The organism is Rikenella microfusus DSM 15922 (assembly GCF_000427365.1).
GTDB classification, from domain to species: domain Bacteria; phylum Bacteroidota; class Bacteroidia; order Bacteroidales; family Rikenellaceae; genus Rikenella; species Rikenella microfusus.
Genome location: NZ_KE386488.1, coordinates 1,014,417 through 1,035,997 on the forward strand (window position 1 = coordinate 1,014,417; position 21,581 = coordinate 1,035,997).

Sequence of the window (21,581 nt, forward strand, 5' to 3'; positions counted from 1 at the left end):
AAACGTCCGACAATGCAACTCTCCATACCGCTCCCCCCTCAGCCGCACCGTCTTTACAAACTGGCCCGAACCCTGCTACCCTGCGGACAGCGGCACAAAGGTAACGCTTTTTCGGTTCCGTGCAAACCCATTCCTCAAAAAAAACAGAAAAACCCGCCACAGACCGCCTCCCCACACACCGAAACCGGGAAAAATACCTAAATTTGCAATTCATACGTTTTCCAACGGAACACAGAAACAAAAACCAAAGGTATGATCAACATCACCTTCCCCGACGGCAGCAGTCGTAAGTTCGCCGCGGGTACCACTCCGCTCCAGATCGCCGAATCGATCAGCCCCCGGCTGGCCGAAGAAACTTTCGCCGCCACCGTGAACGGAGAAAGCTGGGACGTGCAGAAACCCATCGACACCGACGCCGAAATCAAACTGCACAAATGGGACGACCCCCAGGCCAAACACGCCTTCTGGCACTCCTCGTCGCACCTGCTGGCCGCCGCCCTCGAACAGCTCTACCCCGGCATCAAATTCGGTATCGGACCGGCTATCGACAACGGCTTCTACTACGACGTGGACTCCCCGACCCCCATCACCGAAAGCGACCTGCCCAAAATCGAACAGAAAATGCTCGAACTGGCGCGGGAAAAACAACGCTTCGTCCGCCGCGAAGTGTCCAAAGCCGAAGCGATGGACACCTACACGAAAAAAGGCGACGAGTATAAATGCGAACTAATCGGCGACCTGACCGACGGCACCATCACGTTCTACACCAACGGCTCGTACACCGACCTGTGCCGCGGGCCGCACATTCCCAGCACCGCGCCCATCAAGGCCATGAAGCTGACCGCCGTGGCCGGCGCCTACTGGCGCGGCGATGAAAAACGCAAGATGCTGACCCGCATCTACGGCATCACTTTCCCCAAGAAATCGATGCTGGACGAATACCTGGCCTTGGTCGAAGAGGCCAAGAAACGCGACCACCGCAAACTCGGCAAGGAACTCGAACTGTTCACCTTCTCGCCCCGCGTGGGCCAGGGTCTCCCGCTGTGGCTCCCGAAAGGGGCCGCCCTGCGCGAACGGCTCGAAAACTTCCTCAAAGGCGTGCAGAAACAATACGGCTACGAACAGGTAATCACCCCGCATATCGGGATGAAAGACCTGTACGTCACTTCAGGGCACTACGCCAAATACGGCAAGGACTCCTTCCAACCGATCCATACCCCGGACGAAAACGAAGAATTCCTGCTCAAACCGATGAACTGCCCGCACCACTGCGAAATCTACCGCAGCAAACCGCGCTCGTACAAAGACCTGCCCGTGCGCCTGGCCGAATTCGGGACGGTTTACCGCTACGAGATGAGCGGCGAACTGCACGGGCTGACCCGCGTGCGCGGATTCACCCAGGACGACGCCCACCTGTTCTGCCGCCCCGACCAGCTCAAGGACGAATTCAAGAAGGTGATCGACATCGTGCTCTACATCTTCAAGACCCTCGACTTCAAAGAGTTCACGGCCCAGGTATCGTTGCGCGACCCGAACAACAAAGAGAAATACATCGGTACGGACGAAAACTGGCACAAAGCCGAGACCGCCATCATCGAAGCAGCCGCCGAAAAAGGGCTTCAGACCACTGTGGAACTCGGCGAAGCCGCCTTCTACGGACCGAAGCTCGACTTCATGGTCAAAGACGCGCTGGGCCGCAAATGGCAGCTCGGAACGATCCAGGTAGACTACAACCTGCCGGAACGTTTCGACCTCACCTACAAAGGGTCGGACGACAAGGAGCACCGCCCGATCATGATCCACCGCGCCCCGTTCGGCTCGATGGAACGGTTCGTGGCCGTATTGCTGGAACACACCGGCGGCAAGTTCCCGCTGTGGCTCACCCCCGAACAGGCCGTCGTGCTCCCGATCAGCGAAAAGTACAACGACTACGCGAAAAAAGTTGCTAAATTGTTGAATAATTGCGAAATTCGCACCCGCGTCGATGACCGCAACGAAAAGATCGGCCGCAAGATCCGCGACAACGAGCTGGCACGGACGCCGATCCTGCTGATCGTCGGCGAGACCGAGCAGGCGAACGACACCGTTACGGTCCGCATGCAGGGCGAAGGCAAAGACCGGGGAGCGATGACCCTGCCGGACTTCACCCGGATGGTGGCCGACAAAGTGGCGGAAGAGATCCGTCCGATCGCCGACAACATCTGACGGCACGCAATTTGCTGTCAGCCTACCGAAAACCAACCATAACTCAAGGAGGACACAACCATAGCACTACCACCCCGCCCCAGATCGCCGCGGCCCCCGTTCCGGGGACGCGTGCAGAAAGAGAACCCGCACCGAATCAACCGGGAGATCACGGCACCGCAAGTAAGGCTTGTGGGCGATAATATCGAACGGCCGGATGTCTATTCGCTGGCCGAAGCGCTTCGCATGGCGCAGGAACAGGAACTCGACCTGGTGGAAATCTCGCCCAAGGCCGAACCGCCGGTATGCCGCATCATCGACTACCAGAAGTTCCTCTACCAGCAGAAGAAGAAAGCCAAGGAGATCAAAGCCAAGGCCGTCAAAGTCGTCGTCAAGGAGATCCGCTTCGGCCCCCAGACCGACGACCACGACTACAACTTCAAACTCAAACACGCCGAAAACTTCCTCAAAGAGGGAGCCAAGGTCAAGGCATACGTCTTCTTCCGCGGACGCCAGATCGTCTTCAAGGATCAGGGGGAGATCCTCCTGCTGCGCTTCACGCAGGACCTCGAAGAGTGGGCCAAAGTGGAACAGATGCCCAAGCTCGAAGGCAAACGCATGAGCATCATGCTCGCCCCGAAACCGAAAAAATAGCATCCGCGCCATACGGCAGGTATGTCATAGAGGGAACACTATTAACCATTAAATAATTTCGACCATGCCGAAAATGAAAACCGTCGCCGCCGCCAAAAAGCGCTTCACGCTGACCGGCACCGGCAAAGTGAAGAGGAAACACGCTTTCAAAAGCCATATCCTCACCAAAAAAACGACCAAACAGAAACGCAACCTCACCCACACGGGAACCATGAGCGCCATCGACACGCCCGCCGTGAAGCTGATGCTGGTCAAATAACCCCGCATGGGAGAGGAAACGCTTACGATTGATCGTAAAAGCAGGCCCTGAAGCGGTTGTCCGGGGGCCTCGTTAATCGAAATCCGGGAACCGTAGTCCTTTTATTTCAAACCGAAGATCGCGCCCGGCGGAACCTCCGGGGTTCCCCAAGCATCGTCCAGGCCCAGCCGAAACGATCGCCGGCCGGTCGAAAAAAGCATCGTTATGCCAAGAAGTGTAAACGCGGTAGCCAGCCGGGCTCGCCGCAAGAAGGTCCTTAAGCTCGCCAAAGGCAATTTCGGCTCGCGCTCGAACGTATGGACCGTCGCCAAGAACACGGTAGAAAAAGGTCTGACCTATGCCTATCGTGATCGCAAGAACAAAAAACGCAACTTCCGCGGCCTGTGGATCCAGCGTATCAACGCTGCCGTCCGCGCCAACGGAATGACCTACTCCGAATTCATGGGTAAGGTCAATGCCAAAGGAATCGCCCTGAACCGCAAGGTACTGGCCGACCTGGCAATGAATCATCCGACGGCTTTCGCCGAAATTATCAAAACGGTTAAATAGTGCGCCTGCGGCCCCGGAATCCGGGGCCGCAGCTTTTTTAAAGGCAGGGGGGAAACGGAAGATTCCGTTTCCCCCCTGCCTTTATCTGGCTGCCTGCTTCGATACACCCCGAACCTGTTCGACGGTAATTTCCCTCTATCGATCTGCGGTGCCGCCTGAATCGAATATGCCCCCCCGGCAAAAAATCCGACGGAGCCGCTCCGACCGAAAGCTCTTGTTTGTCCGAACGGTCCGGCACAAGGCGATGTAAATCCGGGCAAAAGACCAAAAGGATCCGACGCGAGCCGAAAAAACGCCGACGAAAACTGTCGTTATATCACGGTAAAAATCAGGTTGGCATAAAGGTTGCGATAACTCCGGAACGATACTTTCCCCCGTCTGCCCCGCCGTGGAAAGCCTGCGTAACGGACGAACCGGGCAAAAGATACGACGCCCCTGCATTCGGGCGAAGAGATAACCCGCCCGGTCATTTTTCGACCCATTCCGCAGCCTCCCGGCGCACGGACCGGCCGTAGTTCCGCAACCGGACGGCGAAAGGAACCGACTCCGGACCCCACAGAAGATTCCGGCAAAATTATACGAACAACCGATACGCGCAGCCTCAAAACCTCCGAATGGACGAAGCCTTCCATAAGAATGCCCCGCAGGCAAAACGGATCCGACAACAGCTGCAACCGCCCGCTGATGCGGAACTCGAGTTTTAACTGTAACGATAGCACTATACTTATTCGAAAGGCAACTATATACGCCTTTACCCCAATCGGGCTCCGGTCTCCCCATACGGCCCTGCGGTGTCGCCCGGCACAGGAGACCGGGAGTTTTTCCCGAGAAGAACGCGGGTCGCAATATCTTGAAAGTCAGGCCTACGTATAAAACAGGGTACAACCGTATATAGTTACCGTTTGAAAACACAACCGGACAGAAATATGAAAGACACGAAGAAAAACGCTTACGAACCGGGGACTCCCGAAATAACCCCCGGTCTGCACATCGACATCACCGCCGACGGCCCTTATCTCGTATGGGGCAAGATTCCCATCCGCCAGGTATTCATCATGCCCAACGACGAAGGCAACTCCTGGACCTATAAAGCCTCGGCACATCCCTACGAAACAGGCGAAGACCCGGTCGCCCTCTGCCGTTGCGGCCACTCGAAACGCAAGCCTTACTGCGACGGCAGCCATGCGCAGGCCGACGACTGGGACCCGACGCTCACGGCTCCGCACCGTCCCCTGCTCGCCGACGCCGAAACGATCGAAGGCCCGACCATGAATCTGACCGACAACGAACGCTACTGCGCATTCGCCCGTTTTTGCGACGCTTACGGACGCGTGTGGAACCTGACCGAAGCCTCCGACGATCCGAAAGCCCGGGAAATAGCCGTTTACGAAGCGAACCACTGCCCGGCCGGTCGGCTGAAGGCGTGGGACAAAGAGAGCGGGCGGCCCTACGAGCTGGAAACCGGCCCGGAAATCAACCTCGTGGAAGACCCGGCGATCGGTTGCAGCGCGGGCCTGTGGGTACGCGGCGGAATACCGGTAACGGATGCCGGAGGCTACACCTATCAGGTGAGGAATCGGGTAACGCTGTGCCGCTGCGGACAGTCATCGAACAAGCCTTTCTGCGACGGCACGCACGCTTCGATGAAGTTCCGCGACGGCCTGCCCCACGAACCGGACGGCGAAGAATTCTGAAACGCGCGTGCTGACAGTCCGAAAAAAACGCCTGTCCTTTGCTTACGGGACAGGCGTTGGCGAAGGGAAACCGACAGGGGACAACGGGGCTACATCCATCTTTTCCGTTTGAAGAAATAGAGGGTAAGCCCGATGGACAGGAACATCAACCCGATGGCGAACTGGAAACCGTATTCCCATTCGTCGAACGGGGCGAGGCGGTAGTTCATCCCGTAGATACCGGCGATCAGGGTCGGCGGCATGAAGATCACCGAAAGGATGGTAAACATCTTGATGATCTTGTTCTGTTCGATATTGATAAGACCCATAAAGGTGTCCTGGAGGAATTCGAGCCGTTCGAAACTGAAATCGGCGTGGTTGAGCAGCGACCCGACGTCTTTGATCATAATGGTGACGCGCGGGTAAATATCGTTGGGGAACCGTTCGCTGCGCTGGATGCCGGACAGGAGCCGCTGACGGTCGAAGATACTTTCGCGCAGGATCATGGTGTTCTCCTGCAACCGGTTGATATCCAGCAGCACTTCCTTATCGACGCTTTTGTCCACGTCGTTATTGACGGCATTGAGGGCGGCGATGCGGCGCGAGATGATTTCGACCATGTCGGCGTCGAGGTCGATACGGGCTTCGAGGATCGAAATCAGTACGTGATAACCGGTGGTATAGGACCGGTAGTTCATCTGTATCTTGCGGCTGGCTTCGCTGAAAGTACGCAGGTCGGTGTTCCGCTCGGAGACAAGCAGACCTTCGCTGAGGATGAACGATACGGTCTCGACTTCGAACCCTCCTTCCCTGAGTATGGTGAAACTGGTGTTGCAGATGATGGAGTCTTCGAGTTCGGAGTACCGGGACGAGGTCTCGATCTCTTCGGCTTGCTGGCGGGTCAGCAGGTTGATGTCGAGGAAGTTCTCTACGAGTTTGCGCTCTTTGGCGGTCGGAACCACCAGGTCGATCCACAACAGGTCATCATACCCCAGCTCTTCGAACACTTTGGGCTCGGGATCGCGGATGATCTTGTTGATCGATTTCAAATACAATATGATCATTTCACTCGCTCCTCTGTTAATCGTTAATAAACGGTTCGTTTATTCGCCCTGTTTTAGGTTTTTGGAGACAACTGTTCTTTTTCTTCAGAAAAAGAACCAAAAAGACTTTCGAGCAGTTGTGTTTCGCCTTAAGCTCCGTAGTCCTTTGGCATTGAAATTTTCTTTGTGTTGCCATTACCGGGGGCTAATCAGATCTAACTATGTTAAATAGCCCCCGGTAATGGCAACATAAGACTTTCAAAGGAAAGGGTATCCGGCAAGCTCAGGAGATGCGCAAGCATCTCAAAAAGTTTTTCTGGTTCTCTTTGTTCACAAAGAGAACAGTACCCTCAAACCTAACAGCACGAAATAAACGAACGATTAATTAGTCGGCGACAGAAGGGTCGAGTCAGCCGGGCGATATGATTTTTTCCCAGAACAGGCGCATTGCCCTGCGTTTGCGGTCATCCAGGGAGAATTTGATCGAACGGGTCAGATAGCGGTACGCCTCGTCGAAATCGAAATCCCGCGAACGATTGACCGTTTCCGTGATCGACTCCGCGACATGCTCCACCCCGTAAGCCAGCGCCTCGTTCAGACGCGGGGCATACTCCAGCCCCGCCCGCGTACAGGCCACCCACGCCGCGAACACGAAAGGCAGCCCGCCCGTCAGGGCGGCCCACTCCTCGGCCAGATCGAAACAATAGGCATACCGGTGCGCCGCTTTCAGGGCGAACACCTTGTCGCCGATCGCCACCATCGCCTCGCCGTATTCCAGCCCCCGGCCCGCAGCGGCAGCCGATCCGCAATCCGCAAAATCGACCCACTGCGGCCCGATGCGCCAATGTTCCCGCGCCAATACCCGTACCAGTTGTACCGAAGTGCGCGAATGAGAATCGAGATAGACCCGTCGCACGTCGCACAGCGGCGTGTCCGACAACAGGACGACCGTTTCGACCGGCCCTTCGGCGCCGATGCAAAAATCCGTAATAACCTGAGGAGTAAATCCGTCCGGAGAGAGAGCCGGAACGGAGGAAAACGAAAAACCCGGAATCAGCGGAACGGCCGCCGCGGGCACCAAAGCGATGTCCGTATCTCCCGCAATAGCGGAAGCCGCACAGAGGGACGGTACCTCAAGCGAGAGCGCAATATCCCCCCCTGCAAGCAACCGTCCCGCTTCCGGAACCGCGGCACGCCGCGACGCAGAAGAGGAGACCGCCACCCGCTGTTCGATGCCGTAGATGAACGGCAGCGTATTCAGGTAGGATACAGCAGTAATTCTCACCGGGATCGTCACCCATGGGGATAATGTTTGGTAAATCCGTAATTTTCACCGCGAAGGTAGGCAATTTATTCGGTAAAGTGTTCTTCGCGTTCGATTTTTTCGCGCCATTGGTCCGGAATGGAGAAACTTTCTTTGGCGACCGCGTTCCAGCCGACCAGCACGGTCCGACTGTCGGCCTTGACGGTTCCGGTATTCCGGTCCACCATCTGCTGGAAGACGGTGAAACTTTTGGTTCCGACCCGTTCGATGCTCGTCCGGATGACGATACTGTCTTTCATCCCCACAGGGACATAAAAGTTAGTGGTCGAACTGGCGGTTACGACCGTCTGCTCGCCGTCCATGTGCTCGATGCCGAGCACGCGTTCGAAATATTCGTTCTTACCCAGGTCGAAGATGTGCTGGTACTGGCCGTTGTACATGTGCCCCTGGATATCGATGTCGTTGAAGCGGAGCTGGATCGGTGTCGTGATCATATAATACTGGTTACCGTTTAACATATGTCGTTTAAAACCGTACTCGCGGAGCCATACCGAACCGGGAAGTAAATGCGGCTTTGCCCTTTTATACGCATATCCGGTCTTCAGATAATCCCGGTCCGCGCCACGGGAGGCCCGGAGCCGCTCGGTACGGGGGCTGGGCCGAAAGCACCCTATTAACTTAACTGCAGGCTGCGACTCTTGGCAAACAACAGTACGGTTATCTGTAAAATCCGGACGCTCGGGAGCAGTCGCAACTTTCGGCGCGTAGAGCGGCGAATGGCGGGCCTCCGCGAGAGAGGTTGCGGCCCGCCCGCTGGCGCGGGGGCTCAGCTACTCGTTGGCCGGGGATTCTGCTGGCCGCTCTGTCGTTTTCGGCGCGCCCACGCCCCCCTCCGGGGCGCGCCGCCATTGGCATGGGGGCTTAGCTTCTCGCTCATGGGCTTACTGCGGCTTCGCGCTTACGCGCTCCGCCGCCCGCCGGTGCGGGGGCGCCGGCTTCTCCGGACGCCTCATGCCGGCGGGGCATCTCCTTTTTTATCTACGGTTTGCCGGCGGCTTCCTCGCGCTTCCTCGCCATAGTCCGTAAACGGCCTCTGGTCTCGGTACGCTGCTCGGTTCCTCCTGGCGCCTCGGCCATTCGTGCAACCGACGCTGCCGGTGAGAGCAGTGCAAGTTAGCTTAAGCACTACCGAACGGCGAGGAGGAAAGCGAAGCCGACCCCGATGGCTCTCGGCTGCTGCGTCGGTTGCGCGACCCAAAAAGTAAGCAAAAAAGTTGCCGAGGATGCGATTCCCCGCTCCCGACTCCCGTCGGATCGGGAAATCGCACATTCCCGGGTCGGCAGCCTTTACCCGTACTTCGACACCCAGTAAGAAACCGGGAGTACTTTATAATTGCAATGTTCTCCCTTAGTCAGGCCGGAGCCACCCCCGGCGCAGGCCTGCAAACAGTCCGCGCTGGCTCCGGCAGATAAGATTAACGCATAGTTTGCAGGTCATGCGATTCTTCAGAATCGCCGGCTTTGCGACTTCGGGGGACGGGCGCAAAACCGAAGGAGTGACAGTTTAACCCTACGATTAAATTCGATTCCCATATCAGCGTGCGGGCCGGACACATCCCCCACGGGAGGCCCGGTGTCGCTGGGCACTCCAGTCGGACTGTAACTACCCGAGGCTTCCCGGGCGTCCGACCCGAATAAAAAAATAACCATACGGTTACCATGCTTTACCCATCCGACTTCCGCGCCCGGACGATACCGGGTTTTTACGCAGCGAGGCCTGCGGCCCATCCGTTCCACAGGACTTCGCAGTCCGATAATCTCACAAAAGTCATTCCCCCGCACGCGAATATCACTCTCCGACTTTCGCCCGCTTGCTGTCCCAGACGAAGTAGCCGATCAGTGCCGCGTACATCACGAGCGCCAGCACCTCGGCCCCGGCAGTGCCGTTCCAGCCTTTCGCGAACCAGTCGAAACCGAAATAACGCAGCATCGCGCTCACCACCCCCATCAGGGCACCTCCCGCGATGAAACCCGAAGCGATCAGCGTGCCCCGGTCGCGCCGCGCCGTGTTCACCGCCTTATCCTTCGAACGCGTAGTCACGAACCAGCTTACGATGCCGCCCACCAGCAGCGGCGTGTTCAGTTCCAGCGGGATGAACATCCCCAGCGCGAACGCCAGCGCCGGCACCCCGATCATCGTCAGGATCAGCGCCAGCGCAGCCCCCGCCCCGTAAAGCAGCCACGGCGTCGCGCCTCCCTCCATCAGCGGTTTGATGACGGCCGCCATCGCATTGGCCTGCGGCGCCACCAGCGCCCCCTCGCCCGTAAAACCGTACGTCTTGTTCAGCAGGATCATCACCCCGCCCACGGTCGCCGCCGAGACCACCGTGCCGAGGAATTTCCAGGCCTCCTGTTTGGCCGGGGTCGTACCGATCCAGTAGCCGATCTTGAGGTCCGTGACGAAACCGCCGGCCATCGCCAGCGCCGTGCAGACCACCCCTCCGATCACCATGGCGGCTACCATGCCGCTCGTACCGTGCAGTCCCACGCCCGCCAGGATCAGCGAGCTGAGGATCAACGTCATCAGCGTCATCCCCGACACCGGGTTGTTGCCTACGATGGCGATGGCATTGGCCGCCACCGTCGTAAAGAGGAACGCGATGACGAAAACGATCAGAATCCCGATCAATGCCAGCGTAAGGTTATGCACCACGCCCAGCGCGAAAAAGATGAACAGCGCCGCCAGCGTGACCAGCAGTCCGACGAGGATGATCTTCATCGGGATGTCGCGCTGGGTGCGGCGGTCGTCCTCTCCAGCGGCGGATTTCTTGCCTCTCAGTTCGCCGACGGCCAGTCCTACGGCCTGGCGGATGATTTTCGACGAACGGATGATACCGATCACGCCGGCCATCGCGATGCCGCCGATACCGATATGGCGGGCGTAGTTCCGAAAGATGTCCTCCGGCGTCATCTGGCCCAGCAGGGCCGTCACGCCTTCGCCCACGGCGACGGTCTGCCCGTCGGCGAAGTGGCTGATGAACGGGATGAGCACGAACCAGACGGTGAACGAGCCGGCACATATGATGGCGGCGTATTTCAGGCCGACGATGTAACCCAGTCCCAATACCGCCGCGCCGGTATTGACTTTGAAAACCATCTTGGCTTTCTCGGCCAGGACTTCGCCCCAGCCGCAAATACGGGTCGAGACGGTCTCGGTCCACCAGCCGAAGGTGCCGATGACGAAATCGTACAGCCCGCCGACCAGTCCGCTTACGGCCAGCAGTTTGGCCTGATTGCCCTTCTTCTCGCCGCTGACCAGCACTTCGGTGGTGGCAGTCGCTTCGGGGAAGGGGTATTTGCCGTGCATGTCCTTCACGAAGTATTTGCGGAAAGGAATCAGAAACAGAATACCGAGAATCCCGCCGAACAACGAGGAGAGGAACACCTGGTAGAAAGCGGCGTCAAGCCCCAGAATGTAGAGGGCGGGCAGGGTGAAGATGGCTCCGGCGACGATTACGCCGGAACTGGCGCCGATGGACTGGATGATGACATTCTGGCCGAGCATGTTTTTACGGCCGGTGAGGTTCCCCACGCCGACAGCGATGATGGCGATCGGAATGGCGGCTTCGAAGACCTGCCCGACGCGCAGCCCCAGATAGGCGGCAGCGGCGGAGAAAACGACGGCCATGACGATGCCGAAAATCACCGAATAGGGGGTCACTTCTTTCGGTTTCGATCCCTTTTCGCGCATCACGGGTTCATAGGCTTCGCCGGGGGCCAGTTCGCGGTAGGCGTTTTCGGGCAGTCCGACGGTCTGCCCTTCCTGCGACAATTCGTTGTTCGGGTCGTTTCGTTCCATCAGTATTACGGGTTTGATTATCTGCGGGTTCGTTTTCCGCACCGGGCGGCGCAGCCGTGTCCGGCCCTTCTCCGCCTTCCGGTCCGGGCGAAACATCGAATACGGCAAAACGCCTTCCCGGCGATCGGATTATGCCCGGAGTTTGCGGAAAGTGACTACCGAGAGTACCCCCATCGCCGCGGCGAACAGGCCGAGTCCGATCCAATGGGGCAACAGATCCGCCGCCGAACTCCCTTTCACCAGGATCATCTTGACGGCCGATATGATATGGGCCACCGGATTGACCGCATCCGCCCGCTGCGCCCACTCCGGCATGCTCTCTACCGGCGTGAAGAGGCCGCTCATCAGAATCAGGATCATCATGATAAAGAAAGTCGGGAAGATCGCCTGCACCTGCGTTTCCGAGAAATTGGCGATCACGAATCCCAGACACAGGACGCCGACCAGATACAGCACGACGATGCCGTACAACACCCCGATGCTCCCGACCATCGGAACGCCGTAAACCGTCCGGGCGATCGCCAGCCCGATCGTGAACTGCACCACTCCGATCAGGAAAAACGGAATCATCTTGGCCAGCATGTAACGCGTGCGGCTCATCGGCGTCACGTTCAGCTGTTCGATCGTTCCGCGCTCTTTCTCCTTGACCGAGTTGAGCGCCGTCATCGACAGCCCCGCGATCGTGATCAGCAGAGCCAGAATGCCCGGTACAATGACCGTTTTATAATCGAACCTGGGATTGTACCACTCCTGTGCGACCATATTTACCTGTACCGGATATTTCGCCGTCGCCGCAGGCGCGGGAAGCGCTCCTTCGGCGACTAACTCCGCGGCGAAGTCCCCCGCGATCGAATTGACATAGCCGGCCGCCACGCCCGCGCTCAGGCCGTTGATGGCCGAAACGTGGACCGAGACTTCGGGACTGCGGCCCAGCACCATGTCTCGCTCGAAGTCCGCCGGGATTTCGACGATCATGTCCGCGTCGCCCCGTTCGATCAGCCGTTCGGCCTGCGTCCACGAAGGCACGGCGTCCGTCAGCGAAAAGTACCCCCCGGCCTGCAACTTGGTCAGCAACCGGCGGCTCGACTGAGTACCGTCCCGGTCGATGGCCGCCATCCGGAAGTTCTTGATGTCGTAGTCGGCCGCCAACGGCAGCACCAGCAACTGCACGACAGGCAACAGCAGCACCACCCGCAGCATGAACCTGTCGCGGAAGATCTGGAGGAACTCCTTTTTGAGCAATACGGCGAGCCTGTGCATCGGATGGTCGGGAGTGATGTCCCGGAAGTCGGTTCGGGACTTGAGACAAAGATACTCTTTTTTCAGTACGTCGGAAAACATCGTACCTTTGCCCCGAAAGAAACCGAAAAATACCAGATATCCGGAACATACGTTAGAAACGACATACCGGGAAAACACATAACAGCTTCAGGTTCCGCACTTGAAAACTAAGAGACTTCACGGCCGCGGGAACAGAAAGCCACATGTCCGTATTGTACTTGTACGAACCATACGGCATGGGGGCTTCTGTCCGCGGCCGGGTTCCTCTTAGTACCTCAAGTGCAGGCAGTCGTCCCTCATGCTTTTATCCTTTCCGAGGCATAAAGATGAACGAACGACTGCGCCCGTGGCTGCACAACAGCATCACCGTCCTCGCCTGGCGGCTGCTGATCGTCTATGCGCTTCTTTTCCTGCTGCGCGTTATTTTCTACCTGCTCAACACCGACACGCTGGGGCCGATGACCCGGGCCGAGGTTCCGGCCCTCGTCCGGGGCAGCCTGCTTTTCGATACGGCGGGCGTCTGTTATTGCTACTGTCTGTTCACGGTGCTCTCGCTGCTCCCCTTGCGCGCCCGCGGACGGCAGTGGTACCGCCGCCTGCTGTTCTGGACATGGCTCGTTCCGGGGATCGTCATCGTGCTGACGAACCTGGCCGATACCGTCTATTTCCATTACGCCAAAAAACGGGTGACGGTGGACGAACTGCACTTCGCCGACAACGACAATACGGGACATATCCTCTGGAAAGCGGCTGGCGAAAACTGGTATCTGGTACTAATCGCCATCGTGCTGGTCTGGGGTATGGTCCGGCTGTATCGGCTGGTAAAACCGGCCCCGGTGCGGATCCGGTCCGGCTGGGCATTCGTGCTGACGGGATCGCTCATGACCCTTGTTTCGGCGGTGCTGCTGGTGGGAGGCATGCGGGGCGGCCTGAGCCACGCCATCCGCCCCATCGCCATGAGCAATGCGGCGCAGTACGCCCTTTCGCCGGCCAAAGCGTCGGTGGTGCTGAGCAACCCGTTCTGTATCCTGCGCACGATCAGCAACAAGAAGATCAGCTACGTCCGCTACTTCCCGGACGAACGGGAACTCGCCGCCCGGTTCTCGCCCTGCCGCTACCCTGCGGCCGACAGCCTGCGCCACGACAGGTTCGGGACGCAGCGGGGCAAGAATATCCTGATTTTCGTGCTGGAAAGTTTCAGCTATGAGCATTCGGCTTACCTCAACCCGGAGTTGTACAAAGGCGAAGCGAGCTATACGCCGTTCCTCGACTCGCTGATGCGCGAGGGGTACCTCTTCCGTCGGGGATATGCCAACGGCCGCAAGTCGATCGACGCGCTGCCTTCGGTGCTGAGTTCCATTCCGTCGTTCAAGACCCCGTTCGTGGTCACGCCTCAATCGCTGGGCGAGACCCGGGGCCTGGGACGCCTGCTGGGCGAAGAGGGCTATTCGACCTGGTTCTTCAACGGGTCGGAAAACAAGTCGATGGGATTCGTAGCCTATGCCAAGCTGTCCGGAGTGGAAAACGCACGCACGCGCGAAGATTACGAAGCGAAGATGGGACGGCGCGATTACGACGGTTACTGGGGTATCTGGGACGGCCCGTTCATGCAGTACATGGCCCGCGAACTGGACACTGTGCCGAAACCGTTTTTCGCCACGATCTTCACCCTCTCGTCTCACCACCCGTTCGTCGTGCCCGAAGGGTACGAAAACATGCTGCCGGAAGGACGCACGAAAGTGCAGCGGCCGGTGGCTTATACGGATCGTTCGCTGCGCGACTTTTTCGATTACGCCCGCCGGCAGCCGTGGTACGAAAACACGCTGTTCGTTTTCACGGCCGACCATGTGTCGAGCGAGGTGTACGGCGACGAGTCGAAAGCGCCGACCGGCAACTCGCACATTATCTTTTTCCTCTACACGCCGGACGGTTCGCTGCGCGGCGACGACCCGCACGTGGCGCAGCAGATCGACCTGATGCCGACGCTGCTGGGGCTGACGGGCTACGACAAGCCTTATTTCGCTTACGGGCAGGATATTTTCGAAATACGGGCGGATTCCGCGCGGGTTTCGGAACGGGCGTTCGCGATCAATTACCTGAACGAGTCGTTCCAGTGGATCACGGACTCGACGGCGATGTTCTTCGACGAACACGAGGTGACGCACCTGTTCGATCTGGAACGCGACCCGCTGGAGCGGCATAACCTGATCGAACAGGGCGCGGAACCCGATACGGCGCAGGTGGAACGGATGAAGGCGCTGCTCCAGACCTATTACGAACGCCTGGAGAAAAGCGATTTCGTCGTCCGGTAGCCGGATCGCGCCGGTTCCCTCCGGGCGGAGCCGGAACATATGAAAAACGTCGGGGCTGTATACACCGCGCCAGCGGGCACACTCCGCAGGAACGCCCCAAATACCCGAAACGTACGTTGCTTAAGCAGAACGTTACCGGAAAATCCGGGTGCCGACCAGTCACCGAATTTTTCGTCGGCATTCTTATCGCCCCGGACGTTCGGTCGTTTCTACACGGGGGCGATCGCAGGCGAGGAAACCGGCGGCATGTCGGCGGCATCCGGTCCGAAATATATTTTCCAACTCCCGAATACCGGACTTTTATACGGTGTCTCTTCGCGTAAACTCTATGAGACCGGTGCGACGGACGAAGATATACGCGGTACGCTGCCCGACTGCGAAGTCCCGACGGACGAAGTGTTGGACTGCACGTTGAAGTTGATCCGACAAGGCGGGCGGCGGTAAAACGATTGCCGGGACCAAAAATATCAAGGGCGGTATTCTCAATCGAATACCGCCCTTTTATGTCGGGAAATAAAACCGGCATCTATATGCCCGGTTCACGATGCCTGTGTTGTCGGCACGCGTCGTTCTCCCGACGGCCGGAAGCCGTCAGGCGCTGAGCCGGCACAGTTTTTCGGGAGCCGTCCCCTCATGGAAAATATATACGTGCCCGGTTTATTTGCTTCCCTCGAGCTGTTGCCAAATCAGTGCCGAGGCTCCCAGCACGGCCGCGTTTTTCCCGTCGATGCCCGACGGCAGCAGCTTCACTTTGTTGCGGAAGTTTGAGAGCATGTGCATCTCCATGTATTTTTTGGTCGGTTCGAAAATGTATTTGCCCGCTTTGGCCAGTCCGCCGAACAGGAAGATGGCTTCCGGCGAGGTGATCGTCACCGCATCGGCCAGCGCCTGCCCGAGAATCATACCCGTATATTCGTAGGCTTCGATCGCCAGCCGGTCGCCGTTCAGCGCGGCTTTGGTAATCATTTCCGCCGTCAGTTCGTTGAAGCTGTAATTGCGGAATTCGCTGTCTTCGATATGGTCGGCCAACAGCTTGAAAGCCGTGCGTTTGATGCCGGTCGCCGACACGTAGGTCTCCAGACAGCCTTTGCGTCCGCAACCGCAGACGCGTGCGCTCGCCGTCTTGTTCACGATCACGTGTCCCAGCTCGCCGGCGAAACTGTCGTGCCCGTAGATCAACTGGCCGTTGGCGACGAAACCGCTTCCGAGACCGGTACCGAGGGTCACGACGATGAAGTCTTTCATTCCCTTGGCCGCTCCGTACACCATTTCGCCGATAGCCGCCGCATTGGCATCGTTGGTAATCAGTACCGGGATCGTCGGATAGTAGCGTTTCATCTTCTCGACGAACGGAATCACTCCCTGCCAGATAAGGTTGGCCGCATATTCGATGGTCCCGTTGTAGTAATTGGCGTTCGGGGCGCCGATGCCGATACCGATGATTTCGTATTCGCCATCGAGATTCTTGACCAGATTCTGGATGCCGATATAAAGCTCTTCGAGGTACTGGTCGAAATCCGGGTAGTTCTTGGTGGGTACTACGCCCTCGCCGTACATGTTTCCTTCACGGTCCACCAGCCCGTAGACCGAGTTCGTCCCCCCGATGTCGATCCCTACTGCTAATTGCTTCATTTGCTATTGGTTTATGTGATTGTTTTCGTAACCCAAATATAAAGATTTTTTATAAAATAAAACAGAATCTTACCGATTCTCCGTATGTCTTCTGCTCTTTGTGCGGCGTCGGAACGGGGCGGCACCGTTGCGGGATTCGGTTTGCGGAGCGTACGTTTTTCCGCGGCTCCCGATAAAAACCGAATAAAATACGGTAACTATATACGACTTTACCCAAAATCAGGCAATGATCTTCCCAACCGGCCCTGTGCCCAAGCGGCTCTGCCGCTTAGGTGCGAAAGCCGGCGATTCCTATGGATCGCGGAAATTAAAAACCGTACAATTAAAAACAAGTTTCCGCGTCAGCGGTCAGGCCGGAGCCACCCCCGGCGGCGGCCTGCAACTGCGCTGCGCTTGTTTCGCCTCCGCTGGCTCCGGCCATGAAACCGTAGTTTTGACAAAGTACCCCCGGCTTCTTACATTGGCATCAAAGTGCGGGTAAAGGCTGCAGACCCGGGAATGTGCGATTTTCCGATCCGACGGGAGTCGGGAGCGGGAAATCGCATTCCCGGCGGGTTCTTTGCTTGCTTTCTTGCCCGCCCAAGAAAGCAAGTGCCCCGCCGGCATGAGGCGTCCGGAGAAACTGGCGCACCCGCGGCATGAGCGGGCGAAGAAAAACAAACGCCTGTCGGCGAAAGACAGTACATTTAAACCTACTTTTAATACAGGCTAAAGCCCGGAACCAGCGAGGGCAAAACCGCAGGTTGCAGCCCTCCGCCGGGGGTGGCTCCGGCCTGACCGCTGACGCGGAAACTTAGTTTTAACCGTACGGTTACATATCCCTTTCCCCGTTCGTTTAGTGGGCAGAGGCTGCCAACTCGGGAATGTGCGATTTTCCGAAGCAGCAGCCTCTACTCGTACTTCGGCACAAAATAAAATGCCGGGAGTACTTATTTGAAAGATTAATTATAAAGGTCGAATACCGGAGAGCGACCGCAGTTCAAGGAAGTTACAGCCCGGTTGGAGCGCCCGGCGGCACTGCCGGACACTCCGAAAATATTATGCCCGCGGCAGGGTAAAATCGTCATATTTGCCGAATTGCGAAAAATCATACCGCCGAAAATAAAAAATCCCGCATGCGTTTCTCGCATGCGGGATTTCGGGCGGTTCCGAAAATACTATCGCCGTTTGTCTTCCGCAAAAGCGGCCTCCACTTCGGCTTTTTTCTTCTCGTGGTCTGTTCCGGTGTATTTTTCCACTGCATCCACCGTCTTTTTCACCTGTTTCTCGAAATCTTTTTCGCAGGAACAGCATCCCGTTTTCTTTTCCTCTTTCATAATTTCCGTTTTTTAGTTCGACACGGTTCCCGATATTCAGGCAAAAGCCGTGCAAATTTTCCGTCGTGCCGGAAAACGAAACAGAACCGGCCGGGGATCGGAATCCGTGTCTTTCCGTCGTACACGGCAGCTCCGCCAACCGGGAGCGACGAAACAGGGCCGCGAGCCACCCTCAGGTGGCTCGCGGCCCTGCATACTGTCAGCGATGTCTACTTTTCCTCCTCGCACCAAAGCTGCGCCAGGTTTACGATGGTCTGCGCGGCCAGCAGCATCGTATCCAACGAACAGTATTCATACCGGCCGTGGAAATTGGCCCCGCCCGTAAAAATATTCGGACACGGAAGCCCCATATACGACAGCCGGGCGCCGTCCGTGCCGCCCCGGATAGGTTTTACTACGGGCGTCACGCCTGCCCTGAGCATGGCCTGCCGTGCTTTTTCGATTATTTCGGGATGCGGTTCCACCATTTCGCGCATGTTGTAATACTGGTCTTTGAGCGTGAGGGTTACCGTTCCCGTGCCGTAACGCCGGTCGATATAGGCCGCTGCCGCCTCCATCACCGCCTTTTTCCGTTCGAACTCCTCCCTCGAATGGTCGCGGATAATGTACTCCATCGACGCGCTGTCCACATCTCCGCGGATGGAGATCGGATGGAAAAAGCCGTCGTAGCGGTCCGTATGTTCGGGTCGTTCCCAGGCCGGAAGCAGGGCGTTCAATTCGCAGGCCACCTGAATCGCATTGACCATCTTGTCTTTGGCGTAACCGGGATGGATGCCGCGGCCCCGGATGGCTATTTTGGCCGACGCCGCGTTGAAATTTTCGTATTCCAGTTCGCCCGCGCCGCTGCCGTCCATCGTGTAGGCCACCTGCGCTCCGAACCGTGCCACGTCGAAGAAATCGACGCCCCGGCCGATCTCTTCGTCCGGCGTAAAGCCGATCCGGATCCGGCCATGCCGGATTTCGGGATGGGCCATCAGGTATTCGGCCGCGGTCATGATTTCGGCCACCCCGGCCTTGTCGTCGGCTCCCAGCAGCGAGGTGCCGTCGGTGGTGACGAGCGTATGTCCCTTGACGTCCAGCAGTTCGGGAAAGTCTTTCGGACTCATCGTCAGCCCGGCCCCTTCGAGGAGAATCTCCCCGCCGTCGTAATTTTCGATGATCTGCGGGCGGATGTCGGCGCCGTTCATTTCCGGCGAGGTATCCACGTGGGAGATGAACCCGATCACCGGAGCGGCGCACGCGGCAGTAGCCGGAACGGTGCCGGTAACGTATCCGTGTTCGTCGATCTCCGCATCTTCCAGTCCGAGGGCGATCATCTCTTCCAACAGGTGGTTCAGCAACCGCAGTTGTTTGGCGGTAGAGGGAAAGGTTTCGCTTTCGGGGTCGCTCTGAGTGTCGAACGACGCATAGCGCAACAGCCGTTCCAACAGTTTTTCTTTCATGGTTATAGAGATTAATTTCAAACGTTTTTCGTCGTACGATTCGTCATGCCGGGACGAGACGGTTGCACGCGGTGGTCCTGTCCTGTCGGTTTCCGGAAGCGGGGCGGAAAACTTCCCCCGATACGTCATCTCTGCCTCAGCCGTCCCTGCCTGCCTGCCGGGACGGGAACGAAGCGTGAATTTACGGTTTTTATTGATGCGATCCATTAAAATCGCCGGTTTTCGTTCAGGAGTCGGAATCGCTTCGGGGAGGGGCAGTTCGAAATTATCCGGAACCAGGAGGACTTCCAACAGGATCAAGTCGTACCTGATTATATGTTTCGGCTCTGCGCCGACCGCCTCCCGACGGCTGAAGGCTGTCCGACGCAGGCCGAAAAAGTTTTAAAATCGAATACACGGATAAAATGAAAAAGTCGTATATACTTCCCCATAATAATTCGTACCTTTGTCCCGTTCGTTCCGACGGACGAACCGAACCGTGGAAAGATTTGGTCGATTGCAACCACGAGAAAAAATGCTAAAGCACACATTTCCGAACCCGGCCCGAGGGCTTCCGTGCGCTTTTCTTTCGTTTCCGTGGCCCGCGCACTTCCGATTCCTGTCCCGGTCGTATGCCGAAAAATCATTAACAGCAAAAACCTACACGCATGGGATACCTGTTTACATCGGAATCGGTGTCGGAAGGACACCCCGATAAAGTGGCCGACCAGATTTCGGACGCCATTCTCGACGAATTCCTCAAAAACGACCCCGAATCCAAAGTGGCCTGCGAAACGCTTTGCACAACCGGTTTGGTGGTGGTCAGCGGCGAAGTGAAATCGAACGCTTACGTCGATATCCAGAACACGGTGCGCGGCGTAATCGAGCGTATCGGTTACACCAATGCCGACTATATGTTCGAGTCCAAGTCGTGCGGCGTGCTGTCGGCGATTCACGAACAGTCTCCGGATATCAACCAGGGGGTCGAACGTGCACAGAAAGAAGAGCAGGGCGCGGGCGACCAGGGGATCATGTTCGGTTACGCATGCCACGAAACCAAGGAGCTGATGCCGGCTTCGCTGATGTTGTCGCATATCCTGTTGATGGAGCTGGCCGATATCCGGCGCGAAATCCCGCGTACGGGCGTGATGTCTTACCTGCGTCCGGACGCCAAGTCGCAGGTGACGGTGGAGTACGGCGACAACCGCAAACCGCAGCGTATCCATACGATCGTCATCTCCACGCAGCACGATCCCGACGCGACGCAGGAGCAAATTGCGGCCGACGTGCGGAATATCCTGATGCCCCGGGTCGGAAAAACGCTGGAAAAACGAGGCAATCATCTGTTGCTCAGTCTTCTCCATGACGATTACATTTTACATGTAAATCCTACCGGAAAATTCGTGATCGGCGGGCCGCACGGCGATACGGGCCTTACGGGCCGCAAAATTATCGTGGATTCGTACGGGGGGCGCGGCGCTCATGGCGGCGGGGCTTTCTCGGGTAAGGATTCGTCGAAAGTGGACCGTTCGGCGGCTTACGCGGCGCGCCATATCGCCAAGAACATGGTGGCGGCGGACATCGCGGAGGAGGTGCTGGTGCAGGTGGCGTATGCGATCGGTATCGCCCGCCCGGTGAGCGTGTTCGTGGATACGTACGGAACGGCGAAGGTGCCGCTGACGGACGGGCAGATCGCGGCGAAGATCGCGGAGCTGTTCGACTTGCGGCCGGCGAAGATCGTGGAGCGTTACGGTCTGAAAAATCCGATCTTCTCGCCGACGGCGGCGTACGGACATTTCGGCCGCGAACCGTACGTGGAGAATGGTATCCAGTTCTTCGGCTGGGAAAAACTGGATGAGGCGGAACGACTGCGCAAAGCATTCAACCTCTAATTATTAATCGTTCGTTTATTTGTACGTTGAGGGTGGAGTCCACTGTTCTTTCTTTGAAAAGAAAGAACCAAAGAAACTTTCGAGCAGGTTTGTATCGCCTCAGTTTATCGGAAACCTTTTTCTTGCAGACTTCTTTGTTCTGCAACGGATAGGGGGCTATTAATGTCGTTACCCGATGCCCCCTGTCCGTTACAGAACAAGCTCATTAAAGAATAGGTTATCCGCCAGGCTCAGGAGATGCG

At 57.5% G+C, this 21,581-nt stretch carries 15 protein-coding genes; 7 read left to right on the top strand and 8 right to left on the bottom strand.

Features of this window, described 5'->3' with window-relative positions:
- The first annotated feature begins 252 nt into the window (after positions 1-252).
- The 5 genes from thrS (at position 253) to RIKMI_RS0105425 (ending at position 5,340) form a co-directional block, all read left to right on the top strand.
- Positions 253-2,205: a threonine--tRNA ligase gene (gene thrS / locus RIKMI_RS0105390; protein WP_027290765.1), complete on the top strand. Its 1,953-nt coding sequence runs from the start codon at positions 253-255 to the stop codon at positions 2,203-2,205.
- A 111-nt stretch (positions 2,206-2,316) separates the two neighbouring features.
- Positions 2,317-2,838 carry a translation initiation factor IF-3 gene (gene infC / locus RIKMI_RS13145; RefSeq protein WP_051214365.1) on the top strand — a complete coding sequence of 174 codons (522 nt, stop codon included), beginning with the start codon at positions 2,317-2,319 and terminating at the stop codon, positions 2,836-2,838.
- Between the two features lie 64 nt (positions 2,839-2,902).
- Positions 2,903-3,097, top strand: coding sequence for a 50S ribosomal protein L35 (gene rpmI / locus RIKMI_RS0105400; protein ID WP_027290766.1), 195 nt, complete (start codon positions 2,903-2,905; stop codon positions 3,095-3,097).
- A gap of 204 nt (positions 3,098-3,301) precedes the next feature.
- The gene (gene rplT / locus RIKMI_RS0105410; RefSeq protein ID WP_027290767.1) at positions 3,302-3,646 is read left to right on the top strand and encodes a 50S ribosomal protein L20; all 345 of its coding nucleotides are present in this window, start codon (positions 3,302-3,304) and stop codon (positions 3,644-3,646) included.
- Positions 3,647-4,572: 926 nt separating this feature from the next.
- A complete protein-coding gene (locus RIKMI_RS0105425) occupies positions 4,573-5,340 on the top strand; it encodes a CDGSH iron-sulfur domain-containing protein (protein ID WP_027290768.1) in 768 nt (255 codons plus the stop codon).
- A gap of 89 nt (positions 5,341-5,429) precedes the next feature.
- On the opposite strand, the gene RIKMI_RS0105430 is transcribed toward RIKMI_RS0105425, so the two are convergent.
- The 5 genes from RIKMI_RS0105430 to RIKMI_RS0105450 form a co-directional block, all read right to left on the bottom strand.
- Entirely contained in the window at positions 5,430-6,383 is a 954-nt protein-coding gene (locus RIKMI_RS0105430) for a CorA family divalent cation transporter (protein ID WP_027290769.1), read from the bottom strand.
- Between the two features lie 388 nt (positions 6,384-6,771).
- A complete protein-coding gene (locus RIKMI_RS0105435; protein ID WP_245584939.1) occupies positions 6,772-7,647 on the bottom strand; it encodes a menaquinone biosynthetic enzyme MqnA/MqnD family protein in 876 nt (291 codons plus the stop codon).
- A gap of 65 nt (positions 7,648-7,712) precedes the next feature.
- Positions 7,713-8,120, bottom strand: coding sequence for an acyl-CoA thioesterase (locus RIKMI_RS0105440; RefSeq protein WP_027290771.1), 408 nt, complete (start codon positions 8,118-8,120; stop codon positions 7,713-7,715).
- A gap of 1,355 nt (positions 8,121-9,475) precedes the next feature.
- Positions 9,476-11,485, bottom strand: a complete 2,010-nt coding sequence (locus RIKMI_RS0105445; protein ID WP_115356456.1) for an OPT family oligopeptide transporter — start codon at positions 11,483-11,485, stop codon at positions 9,476-9,478.
- Positions 11,486-11,614: 129 nt separating this feature from the next.
- Positions 11,615-12,826, bottom strand: coding sequence for an ABC transporter permease (locus RIKMI_RS0105450; protein ID WP_147288420.1), 1,212 nt, complete (start codon positions 12,824-12,826; stop codon positions 11,615-11,617).
- A gap of 266 nt (positions 12,827-13,092) precedes the next feature.
- On the opposite strand from RIKMI_RS0105450, the gene RIKMI_RS0105455 reads away from it, so the two are divergent.
- Positions 13,093-15,078, top strand: coding sequence for an LTA synthase family protein (locus RIKMI_RS0105455; protein ID WP_115356398.1), 1,986 nt, complete (start codon positions 13,093-13,095; stop codon positions 15,076-15,078).
- Positions 15,079-15,735: 657 nt separating this feature from the next.
- Here RIKMI_RS0105455 and RIKMI_RS0105465 read toward each other — a convergent pair.
- The 3 genes from RIKMI_RS0105465 to pepT all read right to left on the bottom strand — a co-directional run bounded on the left by RIKMI_RS0105465 (position 15,736) and on the right by pepT (position 19,468).
- Positions 15,736-16,710 (bottom strand): ROK family protein, encoded by a 975-nt coding sequence (locus tag RIKMI_RS0105465; RefSeq protein WP_027290776.1) that lies wholly within the window; start codon positions 16,708-16,710, stop codon positions 15,736-15,738.
- A 1,157-nt stretch (positions 16,711-17,867) separates the two neighbouring features.
- On the bottom strand, positions 17,868-18,026 hold the full coding sequence (locus RIKMI_RS15020) for a hypothetical protein (protein ID WP_169715496.1): 159 nt from the start codon (positions 18,024-18,026) through the stop codon (positions 17,868-17,870).
- Between the two features lie 209 nt (positions 18,027-18,235).
- Positions 18,236-19,468, bottom strand: a complete 1,233-nt coding sequence (gene pepT / locus RIKMI_RS0105480) for a peptidase T (protein WP_037292229.1) — start codon at positions 19,466-19,468, stop codon at positions 18,236-18,238.
- Between the two features lie 647 nt (positions 19,469-20,115).
- On the opposite strand from pepT, the gene metK reads away from it, so the two are divergent.
- On the top strand, positions 20,116-21,339 hold the full coding sequence (metK, locus tag RIKMI_RS0105485; RefSeq protein WP_027290779.1) for a methionine adenosyltransferase: 1,224 nt from the start codon (positions 20,116-20,118) through the stop codon (positions 21,337-21,339).
- Positions 21,340-21,581 lie beyond the last annotated feature (242 nt).